The following is a 17,957-nucleotide window of genomic DNA, read 5'->3' as shown; positions in this document are numbered from 1 at the left end:
TTTTTCTTTTTTTACAAAGTTTCTATTATACTAATACGCTTGATAGAAATACGATTAATGCTGTTAATACTACCGCTCCACTTGCTGATCCTACGAAGTCACCTTTTGTTACTTGTAATACTTGCTCTTTCATATCTTTCATTCTCCCTTCTCTTTCTTTTGTTACAAAGTTTCTATTATACTAATACGCTTGATAGAAATACGATTAATGCTGTTAATACTACCGCTCCACTTGCCGATCCTACGAAGTCACCTTTTGTTACTTGTAATACTTGCTCTTTCATATCTTTCATTCTCCCTTCTTTTTCTTTTTTTACAAAGTTTCTATTATACTAATACGCTTGATAGAAATACGATTAATGCTGTTAATACTACCGCTCCACTTGCTGATCCTACGAAGTCACCTTTTGTTACTTGTAATACTTGCTCTTTCATATCTTTTATCCTCCCTTTTCATAAGTTATCTATATGTAATTTCTAAGAAATGTTTATTTCATAGTTTTTATGTTAACGTTACATTAAATTTGATAACGTAACGTTTGTAACATTAATGTAACATAACTATTGTTACGTTGCAATATAATAACGTGAAATTTATTACACTTTTTTTACGTTTTTTTATAATAATCCCCAAAAACCTTTATTTAATGCACTTTTCACTAAGCTCACGTTTGTAACATTCGTGTAATATTACAGTCATAAAGTGAAATATAGTCATACTCCTCTCTATTTTTGTTACAAACAGTTTATTTAGTGACACTAAACCTATCTAATCTTTACTTACTTTTAATATGAGATAAAATACCGTCTTTCCAAGATAAGTTTATATGTTTCCTCTATATAACTATGTATAATAAAAACAAAGAGGTGGTCATTTTGAAATTAATCGCATTAGATATGGATGGTACACTACTATCATCTAATCTTGAAATCTCCAAAGAAAACCTACAAGCAATCCAAACTGCACAAGAAGCTGGTCATATTGTAATGATTTGTTCTGGTCGTGCGAAAGAGGATGCTTTAAAGCTATTGGAAGAATATAAATTATCTCTTCCAGTCGGAGCAAGCAATGGGGCTATTGTTTATGTGGATGGAAAAGTAATTAACTCGCGTTGTATACAAAACGACAAAGTGTACAAACTTGCAAAATTACTAGAATCTGAAAGTTTCCCATATAAGTTATATACAAATAAAGGAGTTTATTCTCCATATACATGGCAAGATCAAGTGATGCAAGCGTTCGAAGAAAATAAGCAGGCGCTTGATGTTACATTAGAGGAACTTGAACGAATTACAGAAAAGCAAAAGAAATCGAACTTAATTACTGATTTCAAAAAAATAGAAGATGTTGTAAATAACCAAGAACTGGAAATATCTAAATTCTTCATTTCAACATTTAATGCAGCGCATCGCGCACAGCTATTAAGCGTGTTACAAGAAGACGCTGATATTATGGTTACAGCATCAGCTCCTACTAACTTAGAAATTATGGATAAGAATGGACATAAAGGAAACGGGCTACAGCAGATGGCAGCTCATTTTAATATTCCTATTGAAGATACAGTTGCTATTGGTGATAATTTTAATGATGTACCAATGTTAGAAGTAGCAGGCTTATCTGTTGCAATGGGCAACGCTGAAGAAGATGTAAAAAAACTATGTGATGTTGTAACATTAACAAACAATGAACATGGTGTTGCTCACGCAATCGAGCAATTTGTATTGAAACAAACTTCATCTAGTAAATAAAAAAAAGGACTCTTTCCATTTGAAAGAGTCCTTTTTTTATACATGATGACAAGAAACAAAATGATCATCACCAACATTACGAAATTCTGGTATTGTTTTTTTACAAACATCTGTTGCAAACGGGCAACGTGTATGAAAACGACAACCCGAAGGTGGATTTGCTGGACTTGGAATATCCCCTTCTAGTATAATTCGCTCTCGCTTCACTGTTGGATCTGGTATTGGAACGGCTGATAACAATGCTTTTGTATACGGATGTAGCGGATTGGTAAATAACTCATCACGCGGCGCCGTCTCCACAATCGTACCTAAATACATAATTCCGATTTTCGTACATAAATGTTCTACTACACTCAAATCATGTGAAATGAATAAATAAGATAATCCCTTTTTCTCCTGTAACTCACTAAATAAATTAATAATTTGTGCTTGGATAGATACATCTAGTGCCGCCACAGGTTCATCAGCTACAATGAATTCTGGATTTAACACCATAGCCCTTGCGATTACGATACGCTGACGTTGTCCACCAGAAAACTCATGGGGATACCGGTCAATATGATAAGGAGCTAAGCCACATAACTCCAATACTTCAATTACCTTTTCACGAACATTTTCTTTCGTCGCTAATCCGTGGGCCAACATCGGCTCTCCAAGCGCTTCTCCAATTCTCATTCTCGGATTTAATGAGCTAAATGGATCTTGAAAAACGAGCTGCATATTAGGGCGATGTTTTCTCAATTCATCCTTCGATAAAGAATGAACATCTTTCCCTTTAAACTTCACTTCCCCCTCCGTTTTTTGAATGAGACGTAAAATTGTTTTTCCTATCGTTGTTTTTCCGCTCCCTGATTCGCCAACGAGACCAAACACTTCGCCTTTATTAATAGTAAAACTTACTCCATCAACTGCTTTTACATGTCCGATCGTTCTACTAAATATGCCACCTTTAATTGGAAAATATGTCTTTAGGTTTTTCACCTCTAATAATGGTTCACTCATTGCTCCGCACGCTCCTCATATAACCAGCAAGCTACTTTATGATTTTCATCATTTATATTTAGATTTGGGGCTTCTTTTTCACATATTTCCATACAATGCTCACAACGCCCACTAAAGTAACAAAACTCACCTAAACCAACTAAATTTGGAACTTGCCCTGGAATAGAATATAGTTTATCTATTCGTTTTCCCATTACTGGTTTTGATTTCAATAATCCTTTCGTATAAGGATGTTTTGGATTTTGGAATATCTCTAATACCGGAGCTTCTTCAATAACTTTCCCGCCATACATAACGACAACGTAATCAGCCATTTCTGCTACGACACCTAAATCATGTGTAATTAATAAGATCGACGTTTTAAATTCTTCTTTCACTTGTCTTAGTAAATCTAATATTTGAGCTTGAATCGTAACATCAAGAGCTGTTGTTGGTTCATCTGCAATTAATAACTTAGGATTACAACTAAGCGCAACAGCAATCATAATACGTTGTAACATCCCGCCGCTCAGTTCATGCGGATAAGAATGGACAATTTCATCAGCACGGGCTATGCCAACTTTACGAATTAACTCAATTGCTTTCTTATACGCTTCATTTTTACTAAGTAATTCATGCTCCCTTAGCGTTTCTACAATTTGCTCACCTACAGTGAAGACGGGATTTAGCGATGTCATCGGTTCTTGGAAAATCATTGCAATATCATTGCCTCGTAAACTACGAAGTTCTTTCTCTTTCATTCCTAAAAGACTTTTTCCTTCATATAAAATATCTCCACCCACTACACTGCCAGATTCAGCAATAAGCCCCATAATAGATAAAGCCGTTACACTCTTCCCGCAACCTGATTCTCCTACTACACAAACCGTTTCACCTTCTCGAACAGCAAAGCTAACATGGTTTACAGCCTTCACTGTCCCTTCCTCCGTTTGAAAGTGTGTTTGTAAGTCTTTTAGCTCTACTACCGCTCTACTCATACCTTCTCACCTACCGTCTCATCTTTGGATCTAACGCATCACGAAGTGCATCACCAAGTAAATTAATTGATACAACTGTTATAAAGATTGCAAAACCAGGCGGAATCCATAACCACGGACGCTTTTGGAAATCAATTAATGAGTTAGCTGCGCTAATCATGTTCCCCCATGATGGTGTAGGTGGGACGACGCCGAGACCTAAGTAGCTTAGCGCGGACTCACTTAAAATAGATCCAGCCACACCCAAAGTTGCTACAACAATAAGTAACGGAAAGACGTTAGGAATTAGATGATGAATGATTTTTCGAGAATCTTTTAATCCTAATACATCTGCCGCTTGCATAAAGGCTTGCTCCCGCAATGTTAAAATTTGTCCTCTCACAAGACGGGCAAGTCCTGGCCATCCTACTAAACTTAAAATAATCATTACAACATATAAACGGTACTCCGATGGTAATTTCCATTCTGATAAAATTGCTCCCATTATAATAAGTAGCGGTAATCCTGGAATGGACATTAAGACATCTGCAACACGCATAATTAAATGATCTACAACTCCTCGATAAAAACCAGCAATGGCTCCTAATAGAGCACCTAGTATAACGGATAGTAGCATCGACGCTAAACCAATTGTTAATGAAATACGCCCTGCTTGCATAAGTCTAGTTAAAATGTCCCGTCCCAACTGGTCTGTTCCAAGCCAATGTGACAGGCTGGGTGGTTTATTAATTTGTGTTACTTGTACTTTCCCATCAGCATACGGTGAAAAGATTGGACCGATAAAACTAAATAAAAACATAAATATTAAAACGTATAAGCCACACAGTGCCATCTTATTTTTCTTGATTTTTTTATACGCTTGGCGCCATGGTGATGATTCATTTCTCTTTTTCCGTTCTTTCTTTTTCTCTATTATGGGTGTAATAGTCTCCATATCTTTCCCCCCCTTACTTCAATCGAATTCTTGGATCAACAAACGCATATACAATATCAGCTAAGAAATTAGCCATAATCGTTAAACAAGAAAGAAACATTGTAAAGGCCATTAATACCGTATAATCACGGAAGTTTAATGCTTCTAATTGAATACTCCCAATCCCTGGCCAATTAAAAATCTGTTCAATAATAATAGCTCCTGAAAATAAACCCGGTAATTCAAAAGCGAGTAATGTAATTGCTGGCAAAATTGCATTTTTCAATGCATGTTTATAAATAACGGTCCTTTCTTTTAAACCTTTTGCACGAGCAGTACGAATATAATCTTGCCTAATAACATCCAACATGCCGGTTCTAAAATAGCGTGTTAACGATCCTACACCAAGAAGCGTTAAAATAAATACAGGTAGAATCATATGACGTAATACTTCTAATATGTATGCTATCCCTGTTGAGTTACTCCCAATATCAATCATGCCACCAATAGGCAATAACTTTAAATCAACTGCTAATAATTTAATTAAAAATAGTCCGATAAAGAATGATGGAAATGACATTGCTGCAAAGACACCGATTGTTACCAATCTATCAAACCAAGAATGCTGCTTTGTTGCAGAAATAACCCCAATAATAAGAGCAATAATCCAAGTGAAAAATAAAGCTGCAGCAGCAACAATAAATGTATTCCAAATGAATTTATTAAGTAATGAAGTTACCGGTTCTTGGTACTGTAAAGAAAATCCAAAATCACCATGCAAAGCATTCACTAGCCAATGAAAATACCTTTCAATAATCGGTTTATTTAAACCGTACAACTCTCTTAATTCTTGAGCTCTCTCTGGTGTTAATTTTGGATTTGAATCGATATAATCACCCGGTAAGAGTGCAAATAAGAAAAAGATAATAATAGACGTACCAAACAATGTAGGAATCATTTGTAGAAACCTACGAATGATATATGTTTTCACCTTTTGTCTCCCCAATCCTATTTACTTAAAAATAGAAGAACATTTTTTCAAAACAGCTACCATTCCATTGCTGTGTGAAAAAACGTCTTCTATTATTTAGGTCAACCCTTATTGTTCAATAGATAACACTGGTAAATTGGAACTAATGCTATCGTACTTTTCTGGATCAATTCCTTTTATACGTGCATTATGAGCATAAAGTAGTTTACGATAGTTTAATAAAATAACTGGTGGATCATCACTTAACTCTTTATACAGCTCTTTATAAATCGCTTTACGTTTTTCAATATCTGTCGTTCCTATACCTTTTACAATCAAATCATCTACTTTCGGATTATTATAACCCGTATCACTTTTTGGATTAGTTGATAAGTACTCACTTACAACTTCACTTGGATCACTAATTCCTGGTGTTGAAACTGCCGCTAAATCGTAGTCACCTTTTCCTACTTTTGAAAGCATCGTATTAAAGTCCATCAACTCTGGATTTAATTCAACACCAATTTCTTTGTAACTTTCTTTTGCAATCGGAATAAAGATATCATTTGTTTTACCTGTATTTGATGCGTAGTATGTTAATTTTAATTTTTGACCATCTTTTTCACGAACCCCGTCAGAACCTACTTTCCAACCAGCCTCATCCAATAATTTTTTAGCCTTTTCTACGTCGTGCGGATATTTATTAATACCTTCTTCTGTATATGCCCATGAAACTGGAGCAATTGGTACGTTAGCGACAGAGCCATAGCCTTGTAAAGCTGTATCCACATACTTCTTACGGTCTAATCCATAAGTAAGTGCTTGGCGTACCTTTTTATCTTTCAAATACGACTTCTTATTATTTACATAGATATAAGCAATATCACTTGATGATTCAAGATTAATATTTGCAAACTCTAATCCTTTTAATTGGTCTATATTTTCAGGGTTCGCTCTAAACCCACTATAGTCCAGTTCACCTGTTTGGAATAATTGGAATCCAGTATCACCTGATGTAATTTTGTAAATAAAGTTTTTGATTTTTGGTTTACCTGCATAATAATTTTCGTTAGCAACAAAGCGGACTTCTTGACCTGGAACATATTTTTCAAATTTATATGGACCCGCTGCAATTGGTTGCCCATATAATGCTTTTAAATAGTCTAAACTTGTATTTTGTTTATAATCTTTTCCATAATAAGCTTTTGATAGCACTGGGCCACCTAAATTCGTTAGCGCCTGTGAATTAACTTTTTCAGTTGTAATTTTAATTGTCTGTGGATCAACAACTTGGATTCCTTCAATAGAAGTTGCTTTTCCTTCTTTATATTCTTTCCCACCTTTAACAGCATACTGAGCAATATCCAATCCACCTTCATACGCTTTATCATGAAGTAGTGTTAATGTAAATGCTACGTCATCCGCTGTTAAAGGCGACCCGTCACTAAATTTTAAGTTTTTACGTAAGTGGAATGTATATGTTAACTGGTCAGCAGAAATATCCCATTTTTCTGCAAGGTCCGGAACAGGTTTACTTTGTTTGTCTGTTGTTACTAATGACGCAAAAATAACAGACGTTACATTTCCATCCCAACCATTATCTTGGAAATACGGAAGGAAAACTCCCCCTGGCTTAGAAATGGCTGTAATAAAAGTATCTTTTCGTTGATTTGCTTTCTCTGGACTTTTCTTTTTATCTGTAGCTGGAATTGATTCAATCTTAGAGTCTTTTAAATCCTGCTTTTTTACTGGTTCTGTAGAAGCCGTATCCTCCTGTCCCCCACAAGCAGATAACACAAGCGAACTACTCAGTAATACTGAAAATACACCAGCCCATTTTTTTGTTTTTTTCTTCATTGTCCCCACCCTAACTGTTTAATAGTTATACCCTTTGAACTTATAAGCTTATGTATGCCTCCCACAGCACATTTATAGCCAATCGGAAAAGTCGGTTTTAATCATAAAAAAATAGATGTTTTTGAGGGGTAACAATCTTATTCCGACCTTTCCAGTAGACTTTATGGTTATTAGCTTATATCGTTCAGTATATTTTGTCAATTCTTTCTAAATAAATATTTTGAGAATTTTCCCAAAATTATCCCTCTACATTTATACTTTAAGAAAACTCAGCTATAATTCGTATTAAAAACTTAAAAATCTACTTCTATTTCTTCAGCATGAAACATAGAATACTAATAACCAATTACCAAAAAGGGGGCGAAAATATGGACAAACTATTCCAATACGTCCTGCACTACGTATTATTAACAATTATGATAGTCGGGGCGTTATTACTATTCCCGTTCTTCCCAAAGTTCGTCCTCTTTTTAGCTTTTTTTATCATGCTCGGGATCGCTATTATAATTTCAACGAGAGAAGATGCCACGCAAAAAGAGAGCAGAGTTCAGCGCGTAAAGCTGTAACTTTGCTCTCTTTTCGTTTTCAATCACTAGTCTCTGTTACACATATTTATCCCGCTATTTTCCGGGCAGTAAAACCCCCACTGATTAAAGTTTCACTTTATCTCTCGGGAAATAATTAGCCTTTGTTTTTGTGATTACTCCTATTGAAAAGCCACTAATGACATTTATTTTTCACCTTATCATTTCATATGCTTCACAAGCTATGCAAATTGAGGAACACGGATTTATCTAAGTTACTGTTTCACGTGAAACACATCGCTTCATTTAATCTTTAAAGCAAAATATCATTATGAAAAAGCCACTTCCTCCAGCAAAACTGAAAGGAAGTGGCTTTCTACTCTTTACTCCACAATATTCTCTAACTCACTATATAACTTCGCTCGTAACAACTCTTTCATCGTTTTTTCCTCATATAATTTTTCAAGTCTTTCAACATCAGCTACATGTTCCATTTCACATTCTATTGCATATATATCTTCTTCTACATGCATTAACTCATTTTCAATCTCTTCAAGATTCCTAGCCTTTTTCTCTTTTACTGGAACCATTTCAACACTCTTTCTCCCTTGGCGTTTCTGCTTTATTACTTGCTTCTCAAGCTTTTCTTCCCATTTTTGACGAGCCCATGCATAGTTTCCTGCAAACTCAAATAATTTACATTCATCAATCCAGTACGTCTTTTCAAATAACTTATTTAAAAAATAACGATCATGTGAAACAGCTAGGATTGTTCCATTATATTGCTCAAGGGCTTCCTCTAAAACTTCCCTTGATTCAATATCAAGATGGTTTGTCGGCTCATCTAAAATTAGAAAATTGATGTCTTGATACATAAGTTGCGCAAGTCTTAACCTCATTTTTTCTCCACCGCTCAGTTGCGTTACTTTCTTAAATACTGCTGGACCATAAAATAAAAACTTAGCCAATATATGTCTTGCTTCTCCTTCGGTTACAGCTACATACTCTCTAAACGCTTCCAATACATTACTCTTCAAATTGCCATACGTATGCTGTGATAAATAACCAATTTTGACACTACTACCAATTCGAATTTCACCAACGTCTGGATTTATTTCTTCTAATAGTAGTTTTAATAATGTAGTCTTTCCTGTGCCATTACGACCAACGATAGCCGCACGCTCTTGAAAACGCACGTGTAAATTCGCTTGTTCAAATAAAGGTCGGCCAGCAAAACCTTTGCTCACTTCTTTCATTACAACAACATCTTTCCCGCTTCTCTCTTGCCCTTCAAACTGAAGACCCATCTGTTTTCGTTCTAAGATTGGCCTCTTTAATTTCTCTATACGTTCTAACGCACGTTCCATATTTCTCGCTCTTTTATGCAATCCTTCATTCGGAGGGTTCGCTTGATTTGCCCATTCACGTAGACGCTTAATTGCTTCTTTCATTTTCTTTATTTTCTTTTGTTGCTCCTGATAAGCTTGAAACTCTTGAAGTAATCTTTCTTCCTTCTCCTCAACGAACTGAGAATAATTCGTATGGTACACGTGAATCTCTCCATCTTCCAAATCAAAAATTTTCGTTACAACTTCATCAAGGAAATAACGATCATGTGAAATAACCATAACTGTTCCAGTGTATTCTTTTAAAAATTGCTCTAACCATTCAACTGCAAATAAATCTAAATGATTTGTTGGCTCATCTAATAGAAGTAAATCTGGTTTCTGCAATAGCATATATGCAAGGCTTACTTTCGTCTGTTCTCCTCCACTTAATTCCGTAAATACTCTTGAAAATAAGTCTGTCACTTGTAAGCCATTTGCTACCTTCATTATATTTGCTTCTATTTCATAACCACCAAGGAACGCAAACTTTTCTTGAATTACTCCGTATCTCTCCATTAGCTTTTGCAAAGAAGATTGTTCCTGCTCCTCCGCCATATTTTTTTCTAGAGCATGCATTTCTTTTTCTAATTCCTTTTCTACTTTAAAAGCGGAACTCAATACATCATATACAGTCAGGACCTCATCAAACTTCGGAATTTGTGCGACATGACCAATACGTGTACCTTTCTTCATATGGATGGCTCCTGCATCCAAACTCTCCATTCCCGTTAGAAGCCCAAAGATTGTTGTCTTCCCACTACCGTTACGACCAACTAACCCAACACGTTCACCATTCTTTATTTCAAGCGATATATTTTCAAATATGATGTTTCCACCAAAAGATTTCGTTACATTATTTACACTACAAATAGTCATTTTCCGTACTCCTTTCAATATAAAAAACCATGAGAAAGAAACATTCCCCATGGTTTTCGGCATAGAAAAAGGAAGCCAAATAGCTCCCTTTTCACACGTTTATTAAAAATGGGTGAAGAGATTTCTATCGTTCAATAGTCACTATGCAATTGTTAAAAAAGGGCATACGTATCCCGTTAACAACTACATCATGAAAAATCGCACGACAAAAATAGATAAAATCTAAAAATTTGGCACGTGCAGCTAAAGAACGTTTCATCTCATTCACCCCTTTCGTACGGAATTTAATACTTACTTCTTTATTATACTTTCCAATTTCATGTTTGAATAGTCATTTTTCTGAAAATAATGAAGATAGACTAAACATTTCAATAAGTGACATCAAATCTTACAAAACTGTTATGTTCACGTAATGGAAAGCGATAGTACGAAAAGATGCCTCCCTATACAATAAAGATGTAAACAAGAGAGACAAACAAAAGGAGGAAACAAACATGATGAAAGAAATCGTAAAAGCAATCTTTGAGGTATTAGTGAACGGACAAGCAGTTGTAAAAGAACTAAATGAACTATAAAAAGGAGTGAAGAAATATGATGAACATGGTGAAAATGATTTTACACGCTTTAGTCGATGCAAAAGCAGTTAGCCAAGAATTAAACCAACAATAAAAAGGGGTATATGAATATGAAGAAAGCCATTATTATAATTGCAAGCACAGCAATTACTTTATACACAATAAAAAATAGAAAAAAGAAAAATACTGAAAATGTTCTATATTATCCATACACACTATTAGAGAAAAAATAAAAGACAAGGTACCCTATCGTAATGAGGATATCTTGTCTTTTATTTTTTCCATATTGCCTTTAGAGGATTTCCTTCTCCTTTTCCCGAATGTATTAAGCGGGATTTTTACACATATTTTAAAGGGGCATATATATAAATGGATACACAACAACTATATTTTTTAAACGATATCGGTAAACAAAAACCAGAAAGTATTCGGAATAGAAGCGCTGCATGTCCATTTTGCGATAAAGAACATTTAACGGATATTTTAGCAACTGATGGTTCTATTATTTGGTTAAAAAATAAATTCCCTACATTACAAGATACATTTCAAACAGTGTTAATTGAAACCGATAATTGCGAAGATCATATCGCAACATATACAGAAGAACATATGCGGAAATTAATGCAATTTTCTATTCAACATTGGTTACACTTACAGAAGAAAGAAGAGTTCGCATCTGTGATTTTATACAAAAATCATGGTCCATTTTCAGGTGGAAGTTTGCATCATGCACACATGCAAATTATCGGAATGAAATATGTAGATTATCTTGAAAATATTGAAGAAGAAAATTTCCAAGGGGTAATTGTTCAAAAAAACGAACGCATTGAGCTTAATATTTCAGAGCGTCCCATTATTGGCTTCACTGAATTCAATATAATCATTGATAATATTTCATATATAGATGATATGGCAAATTACATTCAGCAAACTGTACGTTACATACTGACAGATTTCCATAAAGGATGTAGTAGTTATAACTTATTCTTCTATTACTTAAATGGAAAAATTATTTGTAAAGTTGTTCCTAGATTTGTCGTTTCACCGCTGTATGTAGGATATAAAATACCTCAAGTTTCTACAAAACTAGAAGAGGTGAAATTACAACTCACGCAGTATTTTACGAAAGAAAAGGATGAAATTATTCATAAAAAAACAGAGTAGGTATCGAAAACCTACTCTTTTATTACACCTTTATTTCGATAGTACACATCTTCTAATCCGATGTTATACTTCATGTTATTATCCGTCCACTCTGGCCCTAAATTCCCTGGCCATCCAGATGTATTCGCTATATATTTCAGTAATGCAAAATCAGTCAAACCTTTTTGCACCCCGCGCTTATATCCTTTCATCAAATGTGGCATTGCAATTTGTGCATTTGTACGTGGATCTTTCAGCTCATCATCAGTTAAATGTTCTGGTGCAAGCCCGCCGCCGCGGTGTAGTTGAAACAATCCGAATGAAGTTCCATTATCTCCAACACTTCTTGGATTTAATCGACTTTCATGCTCGGCAATTGCAAGAGGTATCCATTCCGGAAGATTTACTTTCTTCGCTTCCTCTATAATGATTTGTTTCATCTGTTTTGCTTCTTCTGAATCAACATAACTTGTTCCATTAACTAGCTTATCCATTCCTTCAGACTTTCCTTGGAAATATAAATATACTCCAAGAACAACTAAAAATCCTACAAAGAATTTCTTCACTACCTCTACCTCTTTCTCCGCTGAAATTTGTCCCCTTTCAGCCTTCCCTTTACAATTACCTACATTCTACTACTCTTTTATCATAGCAAATAACTATACATATTATCATCATGCTTTAGACCGATTTTGTGAAAAAAAAGCTGGTAAATACGTGCAAAAATGTAACTTTCATAGACTATAACGCATTTATTGTATATAATTGTAAATTGAATTCTAAATATAAACTAGGAGAATAATAATATGAAAAAACGGCTGTTACTCTTATTTAGTTTACTACTATTAATTCCTGTCCCTATTTCCGCACAAAAAACTGAACAACCAAAAACCCTTATTTTATACAGTTCAAACGATGATCAAATTACAAGCGATATCCAAATACTTAATACACAAGTAGGGCATTTCACTAATAATATAACAATTAAAAACATAAAACAGTTAGCTGAAATAACTGATAAATCTTCGTATACACATGTTATTTACATGGGTGAAAAACAAGAAGAACTTTCTACTGAAGCAAAGGAATTTCTAGAAGGCTTCCCAGGACCATTACTAGTTTTAGGTCAAAATATAGAACAGTTATCTACTCGTTTTTCATTTATCACACTTAAAAATGAAGATATAAACTCTGATACAATTGAATATCCAACACGTAAACTAAAGAATATATTAGAAGAAGAAAGATCAATTAAACAACTTGATACAAACGGAACAATTCTCGCACATGCTTTAAGAGGAAATAATACTTATCCATTAATTGTACAGCAAAATAATTCTTATTATGTAGCAACTTCTAACCTCTTTGATTGGATATCTTATTATATTGGCGAAAGCCTATTTTCTTATTTTCAGCAAAAACCCGAAACCAATAAAAAATTAGCTTATTTACGTCTTGAGGATGTTCACCCAGCAGCAGATATAAATCAATTGAAAGAAATTGCTGAATTACTAAAAGAGAAGAAGATTCCTTACATGATCACTGTTATTCCTGTATATACAGATCCGGAGACAGGTAAAACCCTACATTTAAAAGATAAACCCGAACTAGTCGATCTTTTACGCTCTATGCAAGATGATGGCGCAGCGATTATTATGCATGGTTACACTCACCAATTTTATGATAGTGAAACTGGGGAAGGTTTTGAATTTTGGGACGTAAAGACAGATCAACCAATTCGCCAACCGAAACATGAAAAACCGAAGACAAAAGATGACTTTCCAAATATAGAGGCATATAACCAATATGTAAAAAAAGGGGAAGAGTTTGAGGAAAAATATACGACAGATCATATCGAAAAAGGGATTCAAGAACTTGTAGATGCTAAACTATATCCTGTCGCATTTGAAGCACCTCATTACACAATGTCTCAAAAAGGGTATGAAATATTATCAAGATACTTTTCAACTTATGTAGGACAACTACAATTAAGTGATACAACTTGGAAATCCATGCACTCTCCAGCATATAGAAGTACACCATCATTTCTACACGGAATGAAATTAATGCCTGAAACAGTCGGTTTTATTGAAGAAGATAAGCCACAAGCTATTGCTAAAATGAAAGCAAATGCTTTATCTGTCGCTAAATTATCCGATGGGATTATTGGAGCATTCTATCATCCTTACTTAGGTGTGAAACCATTAAAAGAAGTGTTAAAGGATCTAGAAAGTATTCCAAATATAGAATGGATTGATTTACAAAAGGAAAAGAATGAAGTAAAAATGAAAGATATTCATATTACGACGAATAAAGACGGCATTCACGTTGAAAAACCCACCAGTGCGAATGACATAATTGATTATATAAAGCAATATGGCTTCTTCCTTATACTAGGGTTCGTTATCATTGTCTTTCTTTTATTATTAAAACGTGCGAAAAAATTAGAATCCTAATACAAAACCACCGAGCGGAACGCTTGGTGGTTTTTTGTCCTATATCAAACCGTGGCATTTTACTAAATAAATTCAACTTTTACTTTTTCCGTTACATGATTAAAACTATAATTCTCCTATCCTTTCAAATAAAATCGACTTGTATTTTCATATATTGTTTCTGCGACCTTATCAATGGATATGTTTTTTATAGAACTAATTTCCTTTAATACATCTCGAATCATTCTTGGGTGCGTTATAACATCTTCTTGAAATTCCCACGGACCATCTGTTTCTACCATCATATATTCAAGCGGATAATACGAAACGATTTTTCTAATCTTCTCCTTATGTAAAACATCCGGTGTAATCGAAATATAATAACCATTTCTCATCATCCGTTTCATTGTTTCATCGCTTCCTTTAAACCAATGGAAGTGTGCACGTGAAACTTTATATTTCTCTAGCAAATCACATACAATGTCAGCATCTTCATAAACTGCGTGTAATATAATCGGCAAATTATACTTACTAGCTAGTTCTATAAATTTTTTCAATACAGCTATGTATGAATCTACAGCAATTCTTTCATCTTCTTTTCTCAAATAATAGGGCAAACCTACTTCACCAATCGCAACAATTTCCTCTGCGTTCTGTTCAATAAGTTGATAAATCTGTTCACACTCTTCTTTATGAATCTGTTGCTCTGGATGAAACCCTATCACTGGATATATAAAGGGATACTTCTTCGCTAAAGATAACGTTTCCTTACAAGATTGATAATTCATAGATACCGCAATAAGCCCCTTTATTTCATTACTATTTTCCACCTCTTTCAGTAATCTGCTCTTCTCTTCATCCTTATATTGATCAACATGTATATGACTATCAATCCATTTCATCTTTATGCCCCCATAAAAAAAACAAGAAAGGACTTCCTTTCTTGTTTTAGCATCTATATTATTTAACAATTAAGTTTGTTATGATATCAAATAATCCAATACACACTACGGCAACAGTAAAGTAGCTACAGAAATCTTTAATTGGTAACTTCACTACTTCTTCTTTACGCATCCCATTTTTCTCCCTTCTTACTAGATCCCTAATTATTTTTCTATCTGTATCTATTATGCAAAAAATATGACAAATTTACTATCGAATTAACTTACGTAAACCTTACAATGTTGTAAGGTTTTAAAAAAGATCCCCATCTTTATTCAGATGAGGATTATTAAAAATTAGTTGGTTTTTCATTCTTCATTACAAACAGAAAGTAATATATTGAGACTTTCTAGTTACACTATATGAAAATTACTATCTTTTGACTATCGAATTACATTACAGAAGGCTTACATGTTTGTAAGTTATGTGTAATGTAATTCGATAGTTTCCCTTACTTATATTTCGTACAATAAAGTTAGAAAGTAAGCCAAATAAGAAGAACACTCACATAACCAAATTACATTGCTAGTAGCTACTCTTCTTATACCTTTCACCTATGCTACTACAATGTACCCCCTTCCCCTTTATATAATAAAAAAGCCTTAGTCTATATGGACTAAGGCTTTTTGTTAATTTCAAAAATACCCTTACCCAGTATTTTTATTTTCGACAAAAAATAGCTTGGGGTATATTTTACTATCTCATCGTTAAAAGTTTGCTCTTCGCATTTATAGGAATATTTGCAACCTCAATTTCTTCAATCGATTCACCGTAACGTCCTTTTGCAAAAACCTTTAATGCTTCATCTCTCTTTAACATATGCTTAACCGTTTTCTTTATTTTCTGCTCTCTACCACGTTCATCGAATGCAATAAATTCATATTCATACCACTCATCACCAATATGCTGACCAATTGTATTCACAACCGTATAGTATTCTTTCGTCTTATACAGTGGATTATATTTATCGATAACCGGTCCAAGTTTCGTAGGCAGTAACATTACTACTATCACTATCATCGCTATTATAGTAGTGATCATTTTTTTCTTCATAATAAACATTCCTCCTCTGCAGGATATATATACATCCATTTTAAAAAGGGGGAATAAAATCTACTATTGAATCTCATTACATTACACTTACATTTTTGTAAGAATTAAAAAAGGTGAACGAATTTACTCGTTCACCTTTTAGCTTGCTTTAAAGCCACCGCCAAGCACATCACGTACATCATGTATAACAACGAAAGCATCTTCATCTACCCGACTAATAACTTGTTTTAACTTAACAAGCTCTTGTTTATTAATAACAACATATAAAACTTCTTTATTTTTACCAGTATATCCGCCGCGCCCTTCTAATACAGTAACACCGCGTGTCATATTTTTCGTAATAGCCTCACGAATTAAGTCTGGTTGATTCGAAATAATCGTAACAGCCGTTTTTGTGTCCATTCCTTCTACAATGAAATCAATCACCTTCGCTCCGATGAACACAGCTACAAGTGTATACATTGCCTTTTCTTGCCCTATTATAAATACAGAACCAGCAATTACAACAATATCAATAATTAGTACGCCTTTACCTACGCTCCAACCTAAATATTGATTTGCTAACTGAGCTAAGATTGCTGATCCTCCCGATGTACCTCCGGCTTTGAACATACAGCCTAATCCAATACCCACAAATAAACCAGCAAATAAAGCTGCTAATAATGTATCACTATTTACATGATACTCAATATGTTCTGTAACGTATAAAAACAAAGATGTTTCTACAATCCCTAAAATTGTATAAATCATTGTTTTCTTATCAAAAAATTTATAACCAACAGCTAGTAAAATTGCATTTATAGCAAAGTTCACAATTCCTGGTGACCAATCAAATAAGTAGTACGTAACAACCGTTAAACCAATAATTCCACCTTCCGATAAACGGTTTGGAATTGCAAAGTAATTAATACCAATTGCGAATAATAATGAACCAATTGTAATTAGTGTTATTTCCTTTATACGTTGATTAACCATAGTTCATACCCTCCCCCCATTTGACATTGTATCACTATCTCCTAGAGGTTTAGAAGTGGTTTTTATTCCGCATTTTCCCTGTTAAAAATTGAAATATTATGTTTAAACAGAGGGGTGATTAATTATTCATATTTGCTCTAACTGCACGGACAAATTGCTCCACATTCCCTTTCTGAATATACTTAGCGCGAATGGTTTCATGATTACAAGTAAATTCAAAATACGGATGAAAATCTATGCTATCTATATGCAAATATGAATACTCTTTAAATGTTGAAGAATAGTACGGAAATTTCCCGTAAAAAAGGAGACGTCTAGTAGTGGCAACAAAAACCCCATGTTGATACGATAATATAAAATTATCCTTCTCAAATATCCCTACCACAAAAGCCAGAATCTTTTCATCATCATCTACATACTTTTTCATACTCGATAAAAGTTCATTCATGCATATTCCTCCAAATTCTATTCATTGCATTAACACTTGAAAAGAATCCATGGATTATTACAAACCGGTTTAACTCCTTTATAAAGTATGAAACGCGTTTCCTGTCAAAGATATTTCAAAAAAATAATCC

General features: G+C 34.1%; 20 protein-coding genes. 5 read left to right on the top strand and 15 right to left on the bottom strand.

Going from position 1 to position 17,957, the window contains the following annotated elements:
- Positions 1 to 25 precede the first annotated feature (25 nt).
- The 3 genes from RT27_RS21100 to RT27_RS21090 are packed head-to-tail and all read right to left on the bottom strand — an operon-like array spanning position 26 to position 444.
- The gene (locus RT27_RS21100; RefSeq protein WP_000654250.1) at positions 26 to 142 is read right to left on the bottom strand and encodes a DUF3948 family protein; all 117 of its coding nucleotides are present in this window, start codon (positions 140 to 142) and stop codon (positions 26 to 28) included.
- Between the two features lie 34 nt (positions 143 to 176).
- Complete coding sequence (locus tag RT27_RS21095) at positions 177 to 293, bottom strand: DUF3948 family protein (RefSeq protein ID WP_000654250.1); 117 nt, start codon at positions 291 to 293, stop codon at positions 177 to 179.
- A gap of 34 nt (positions 294 to 327) precedes the next feature.
- On the bottom strand, positions 328 to 444 hold the full coding sequence (locus RT27_RS21090; RefSeq protein WP_000654250.1) for a DUF3948 family protein: 117 nt from the start codon (positions 442 to 444) through the stop codon (positions 328 to 330).
- A 432-nt stretch (positions 445 to 876) separates the two neighbouring features.
- On the opposite strand from RT27_RS21090, the gene RT27_RS21085 reads away from it, so the two are divergent.
- Positions 877 to 1,749, top strand: coding sequence for a Cof-type HAD-IIB family hydrolase (locus RT27_RS21085; RefSeq protein WP_000766426.1), 873 nt, complete (start codon positions 877 to 879; stop codon positions 1,747 to 1,749).
- Positions 1,750 to 1,785: 36 nt separating this feature from the next.
- On the opposite strand, the gene RT27_RS21080 is transcribed toward RT27_RS21085, so the two are convergent.
- The 5 genes from RT27_RS21080 to RT27_RS21060 form a co-directional block, all read right to left on the bottom strand.
- Entirely contained in the window at positions 1,786 to 2,751 is a 966-nt protein-coding gene (locus tag RT27_RS21080; protein WP_001294490.1) for an ABC transporter ATP-binding protein, read from the bottom strand.
- A complete protein-coding gene (locus tag RT27_RS21075) occupies positions 2,748 to 3,728 on the bottom strand; it encodes an ABC transporter ATP-binding protein (RefSeq protein ID WP_029441454.1) in 981 nt (326 codons plus the stop codon). Before RT27_RS21075 ends, RT27_RS21080 begins: the two co-directional genes overlap by 4 nt.
- A gap of 10 nt (positions 3,729 to 3,738) precedes the next feature.
- Positions 3,739 to 4,662, bottom strand: a complete 924-nt coding sequence (opp4C, locus tag RT27_RS21070; protein ID WP_000447957.1) for an oligopeptide ABC transporter permease — start codon at positions 4,660 to 4,662, stop codon at positions 3,739 to 3,741.
- Positions 4,663 to 4,675: 13 nt separating this feature from the next.
- Entirely contained in the window at positions 4,676 to 5,632 is a 957-nt protein-coding gene (locus RT27_RS21065; RefSeq protein WP_000860687.1) for an ABC transporter permease, read from the bottom strand.
- Between the two features lie 108 nt (positions 5,633 to 5,740).
- Positions 5,741 to 7,468 (bottom strand): ABC transporter substrate-binding protein, encoded by a 1,728-nt coding sequence (locus RT27_RS21060; RefSeq protein ID WP_000730676.1) that lies wholly within the window; start codon positions 7,466 to 7,468, stop codon positions 5,741 to 5,743.
- A 368-nt stretch (positions 7,469 to 7,836) separates the two neighbouring features.
- Here RT27_RS21060 and RT27_RS21055 point away from each other — a divergent pair, with 368 nt between their 5' ends.
- Complete coding sequence (locus tag RT27_RS21055) at positions 7,837 to 8,034, top strand: hypothetical protein (RefSeq protein ID WP_016083966.1); 198 nt, start codon at positions 7,837 to 7,839, stop codon at positions 8,032 to 8,034.
- Between the two features lie 341 nt (positions 8,035 to 8,375).
- On the opposite strand, the gene abc-f is transcribed toward RT27_RS21055, so the two are convergent.
- Positions 8,376 to 10,307, bottom strand: a complete 1,932-nt coding sequence (gene abc-f / locus RT27_RS21050) for a ribosomal protection-like ABC-F family protein (RefSeq protein ID WP_142286855.1) — start codon at positions 10,305 to 10,307, stop codon at positions 8,376 to 8,378.
- Positions 10,308 to 10,380: 73 nt separating this feature from the next.
- Entirely contained in the window at positions 10,381 to 10,515 is a 135-nt protein-coding gene (locus RT27_RS35845) for an RAxF-45 family protein (RefSeq protein ID WP_000830643.1), read from the bottom strand.
- Positions 10,516 to 10,935: 420 nt separating this feature from the next.
- Between RT27_RS35845 and RT27_RS21045 the strand changes: the two genes are divergently transcribed.
- Both RT27_RS21045 and RT27_RS21040 read left to right on the top strand, forming a co-directional pair.
- Positions 10,936 to 11,064: a hypothetical protein gene (locus RT27_RS21045; RefSeq protein ID WP_002083998.1), complete on the top strand. Its 129-nt coding sequence runs from the start codon at positions 10,936 to 10,938 to the stop codon at positions 11,062 to 11,064.
- A 136-nt stretch (positions 11,065 to 11,200) separates the two neighbouring features.
- Entirely contained in the window at positions 11,201 to 11,995 is a 795-nt protein-coding gene (locus RT27_RS21040) for a DUF4931 domain-containing protein (RefSeq protein WP_043937322.1), read from the top strand.
- An 11-nt stretch (positions 11,996 to 12,006) separates the two neighbouring features.
- Here the strand turns inward: RT27_RS21040 and RT27_RS21035 are convergent, their stop codons facing one another.
- Positions 12,007 to 12,540, bottom strand: a complete 534-nt coding sequence (locus tag RT27_RS21035; RefSeq protein ID WP_000713249.1) for a transglycosylase SLT domain-containing protein — start codon at positions 12,538 to 12,540, stop codon at positions 12,007 to 12,009.
- A gap of 240 nt (positions 12,541 to 12,780) precedes the next feature.
- On the opposite strand from RT27_RS21035, the gene RT27_RS21030 reads away from it, so the two are divergent.
- Positions 12,781 to 14,430, top strand: coding sequence for a polysaccharide deacetylase family protein (locus tag RT27_RS21030; protein ID WP_043937320.1), 1,650 nt, complete (start codon positions 12,781 to 12,783; stop codon positions 14,428 to 14,430).
- Positions 14,431 to 14,546: 116 nt separating this feature from the next.
- On the opposite strand, the gene RT27_RS21025 is transcribed toward RT27_RS21030, so the two are convergent.
- The 4 genes from RT27_RS21025 to RT27_RS21005 form a co-directional block, all read right to left on the bottom strand.
- On the bottom strand, positions 14,547 to 15,311 hold the full coding sequence (locus RT27_RS21025) for a TatD family hydrolase (RefSeq protein WP_043937318.1): 765 nt from the start codon (positions 15,309 to 15,311) through the stop codon (positions 14,547 to 14,549).
- A 736-nt stretch (positions 15,312 to 16,047) separates the two neighbouring features.
- Positions 16,048 to 16,404 (bottom strand): YxeA family protein, encoded by a 357-nt coding sequence (locus RT27_RS21015; RefSeq protein ID WP_016083971.1) that lies wholly within the window; start codon positions 16,402 to 16,404, stop codon positions 16,048 to 16,050.
- 138 nt (positions 16,405 to 16,542) lie between these two features.
- Positions 16,543 to 17,379, bottom strand: coding sequence for a YitT family protein (locus RT27_RS21010; protein ID WP_000248045.1), 837 nt, complete (start codon positions 17,377 to 17,379; stop codon positions 16,543 to 16,545).
- 118 nt (positions 17,380 to 17,497) lie between these two features.
- Positions 17,498 to 17,827 carry a PH domain-containing protein gene (locus tag RT27_RS21005; protein ID WP_029441448.1) on the bottom strand — a complete coding sequence of 110 codons (330 nt, stop codon included), beginning with the start codon at positions 17,825 to 17,827 and terminating at the stop codon, positions 17,498 to 17,500.
- Between the last annotated feature and the right edge of the window lie 130 nt (positions 17,828 to 17,957).

Origin of the sequence: Bacillus sp. L_1B0_5 (genome assembly GCF_000836715.1) — a bacterium.
Taxonomy (GTDB): Bacteria; Bacillota; Bacilli; order Bacillales; family Bacillaceae_G; genus Bacillus_A; species Bacillus_A thuringiensis_S.
The sequence above is the reverse complement of the archived record's forward strand: the minus strand, read 5'-3'. Positions and strand labels throughout refer to the sequence as shown.

Coding starts and splice junctions, on each gene's coding strand:
- RT27_RS21030 (WP_043937320.1), top strand. CDS start 12,781: ATGAAAAAACGGCTGTTACTCTTATTTAGTTTACTACTATTAATTCCT.
- RT27_RS21045 (WP_002083998.1), top strand. CDS start 10,936: ATGAATATGAAGAAAGCCATTATTATAATTGCAAGCACAGCAATTACT.
- RT27_RS21015 (WP_016083971.1), bottom strand. CDS start 16,404: ATGAAGAAAAAAATGATCACTACTATAATAGCGATGATAGTGATAGTA.
- RT27_RS21040 (WP_043937322.1), top strand. CDS start 11,201: ATGGATACACAACAACTATATTTTTTAAACGATATCGGTAAACAAAAA.
- abc-f (WP_142286855.1), bottom strand. CDS start 10,307: ATGGGGAATGTTTCTTTCTCATGGTTTTTTATATTGAAAGGAGTACGG.
- RT27_RS35845 (WP_000830643.1), bottom strand. CDS start 10,515: ATGAAACGTTCTTTAGCTGCACGTGCCAAATTTTTAGATTTTATCTAT.
- RT27_RS21010 (WP_000248045.1), bottom strand. CDS start 17,379: ATGGTTAATCAACGTATAAAGGAAATAACACTAATTACAATTGGTTCA.
- RT27_RS21075 (WP_029441454.1), bottom strand. CDS start 3,728: ATGAGTAGAGCGGTAGTAGAGCTAAAAGACTTACAAACACACTTTCAA.
- RT27_RS21095 (WP_000654250.1), bottom strand. CDS start 293: ATGAAAGATATGAAAGAGCAAGTATTACAAGTAACAAAAGGTGACTTC.
- opp4C (WP_000447957.1), bottom strand. CDS start 4,662: ATGGAGACTATTACACCCATAATAGAGAAAAAGAAAGAACGGAAAAAG.
- RT27_RS21025 (WP_043937318.1), bottom strand. CDS start 15,311: ATGAAATGGATTGATAGTCATATACATGTTGATCAATATAAGGATGAA.
- RT27_RS21100 (WP_000654250.1), bottom strand. CDS start 142: ATGAAAGATATGAAAGAGCAAGTATTACAAGTAACAAAAGGTGACTTC.
- RT27_RS21060 (WP_000730676.1), bottom strand. CDS start 7,468: ATGAAGAAAAAAACAAAAAAATGGGCTGGTGTATTTTCAGTATTACTG.
- RT27_RS21055 (WP_016083966.1), top strand. CDS start 7,837: ATGGACAAACTATTCCAATACGTCCTGCACTACGTATTATTAACAATT.
- RT27_RS21080 (WP_001294490.1), bottom strand. CDS start 2,751: ATGAGTGAACCATTATTAGAGGTGAAAAACCTAAAGACATATTTTCCA.
- RT27_RS21005 (WP_029441448.1), bottom strand. CDS start 17,827: ATGAATGAACTTTTATCGAGTATGAAAAAGTATGTAGATGATGATGAA.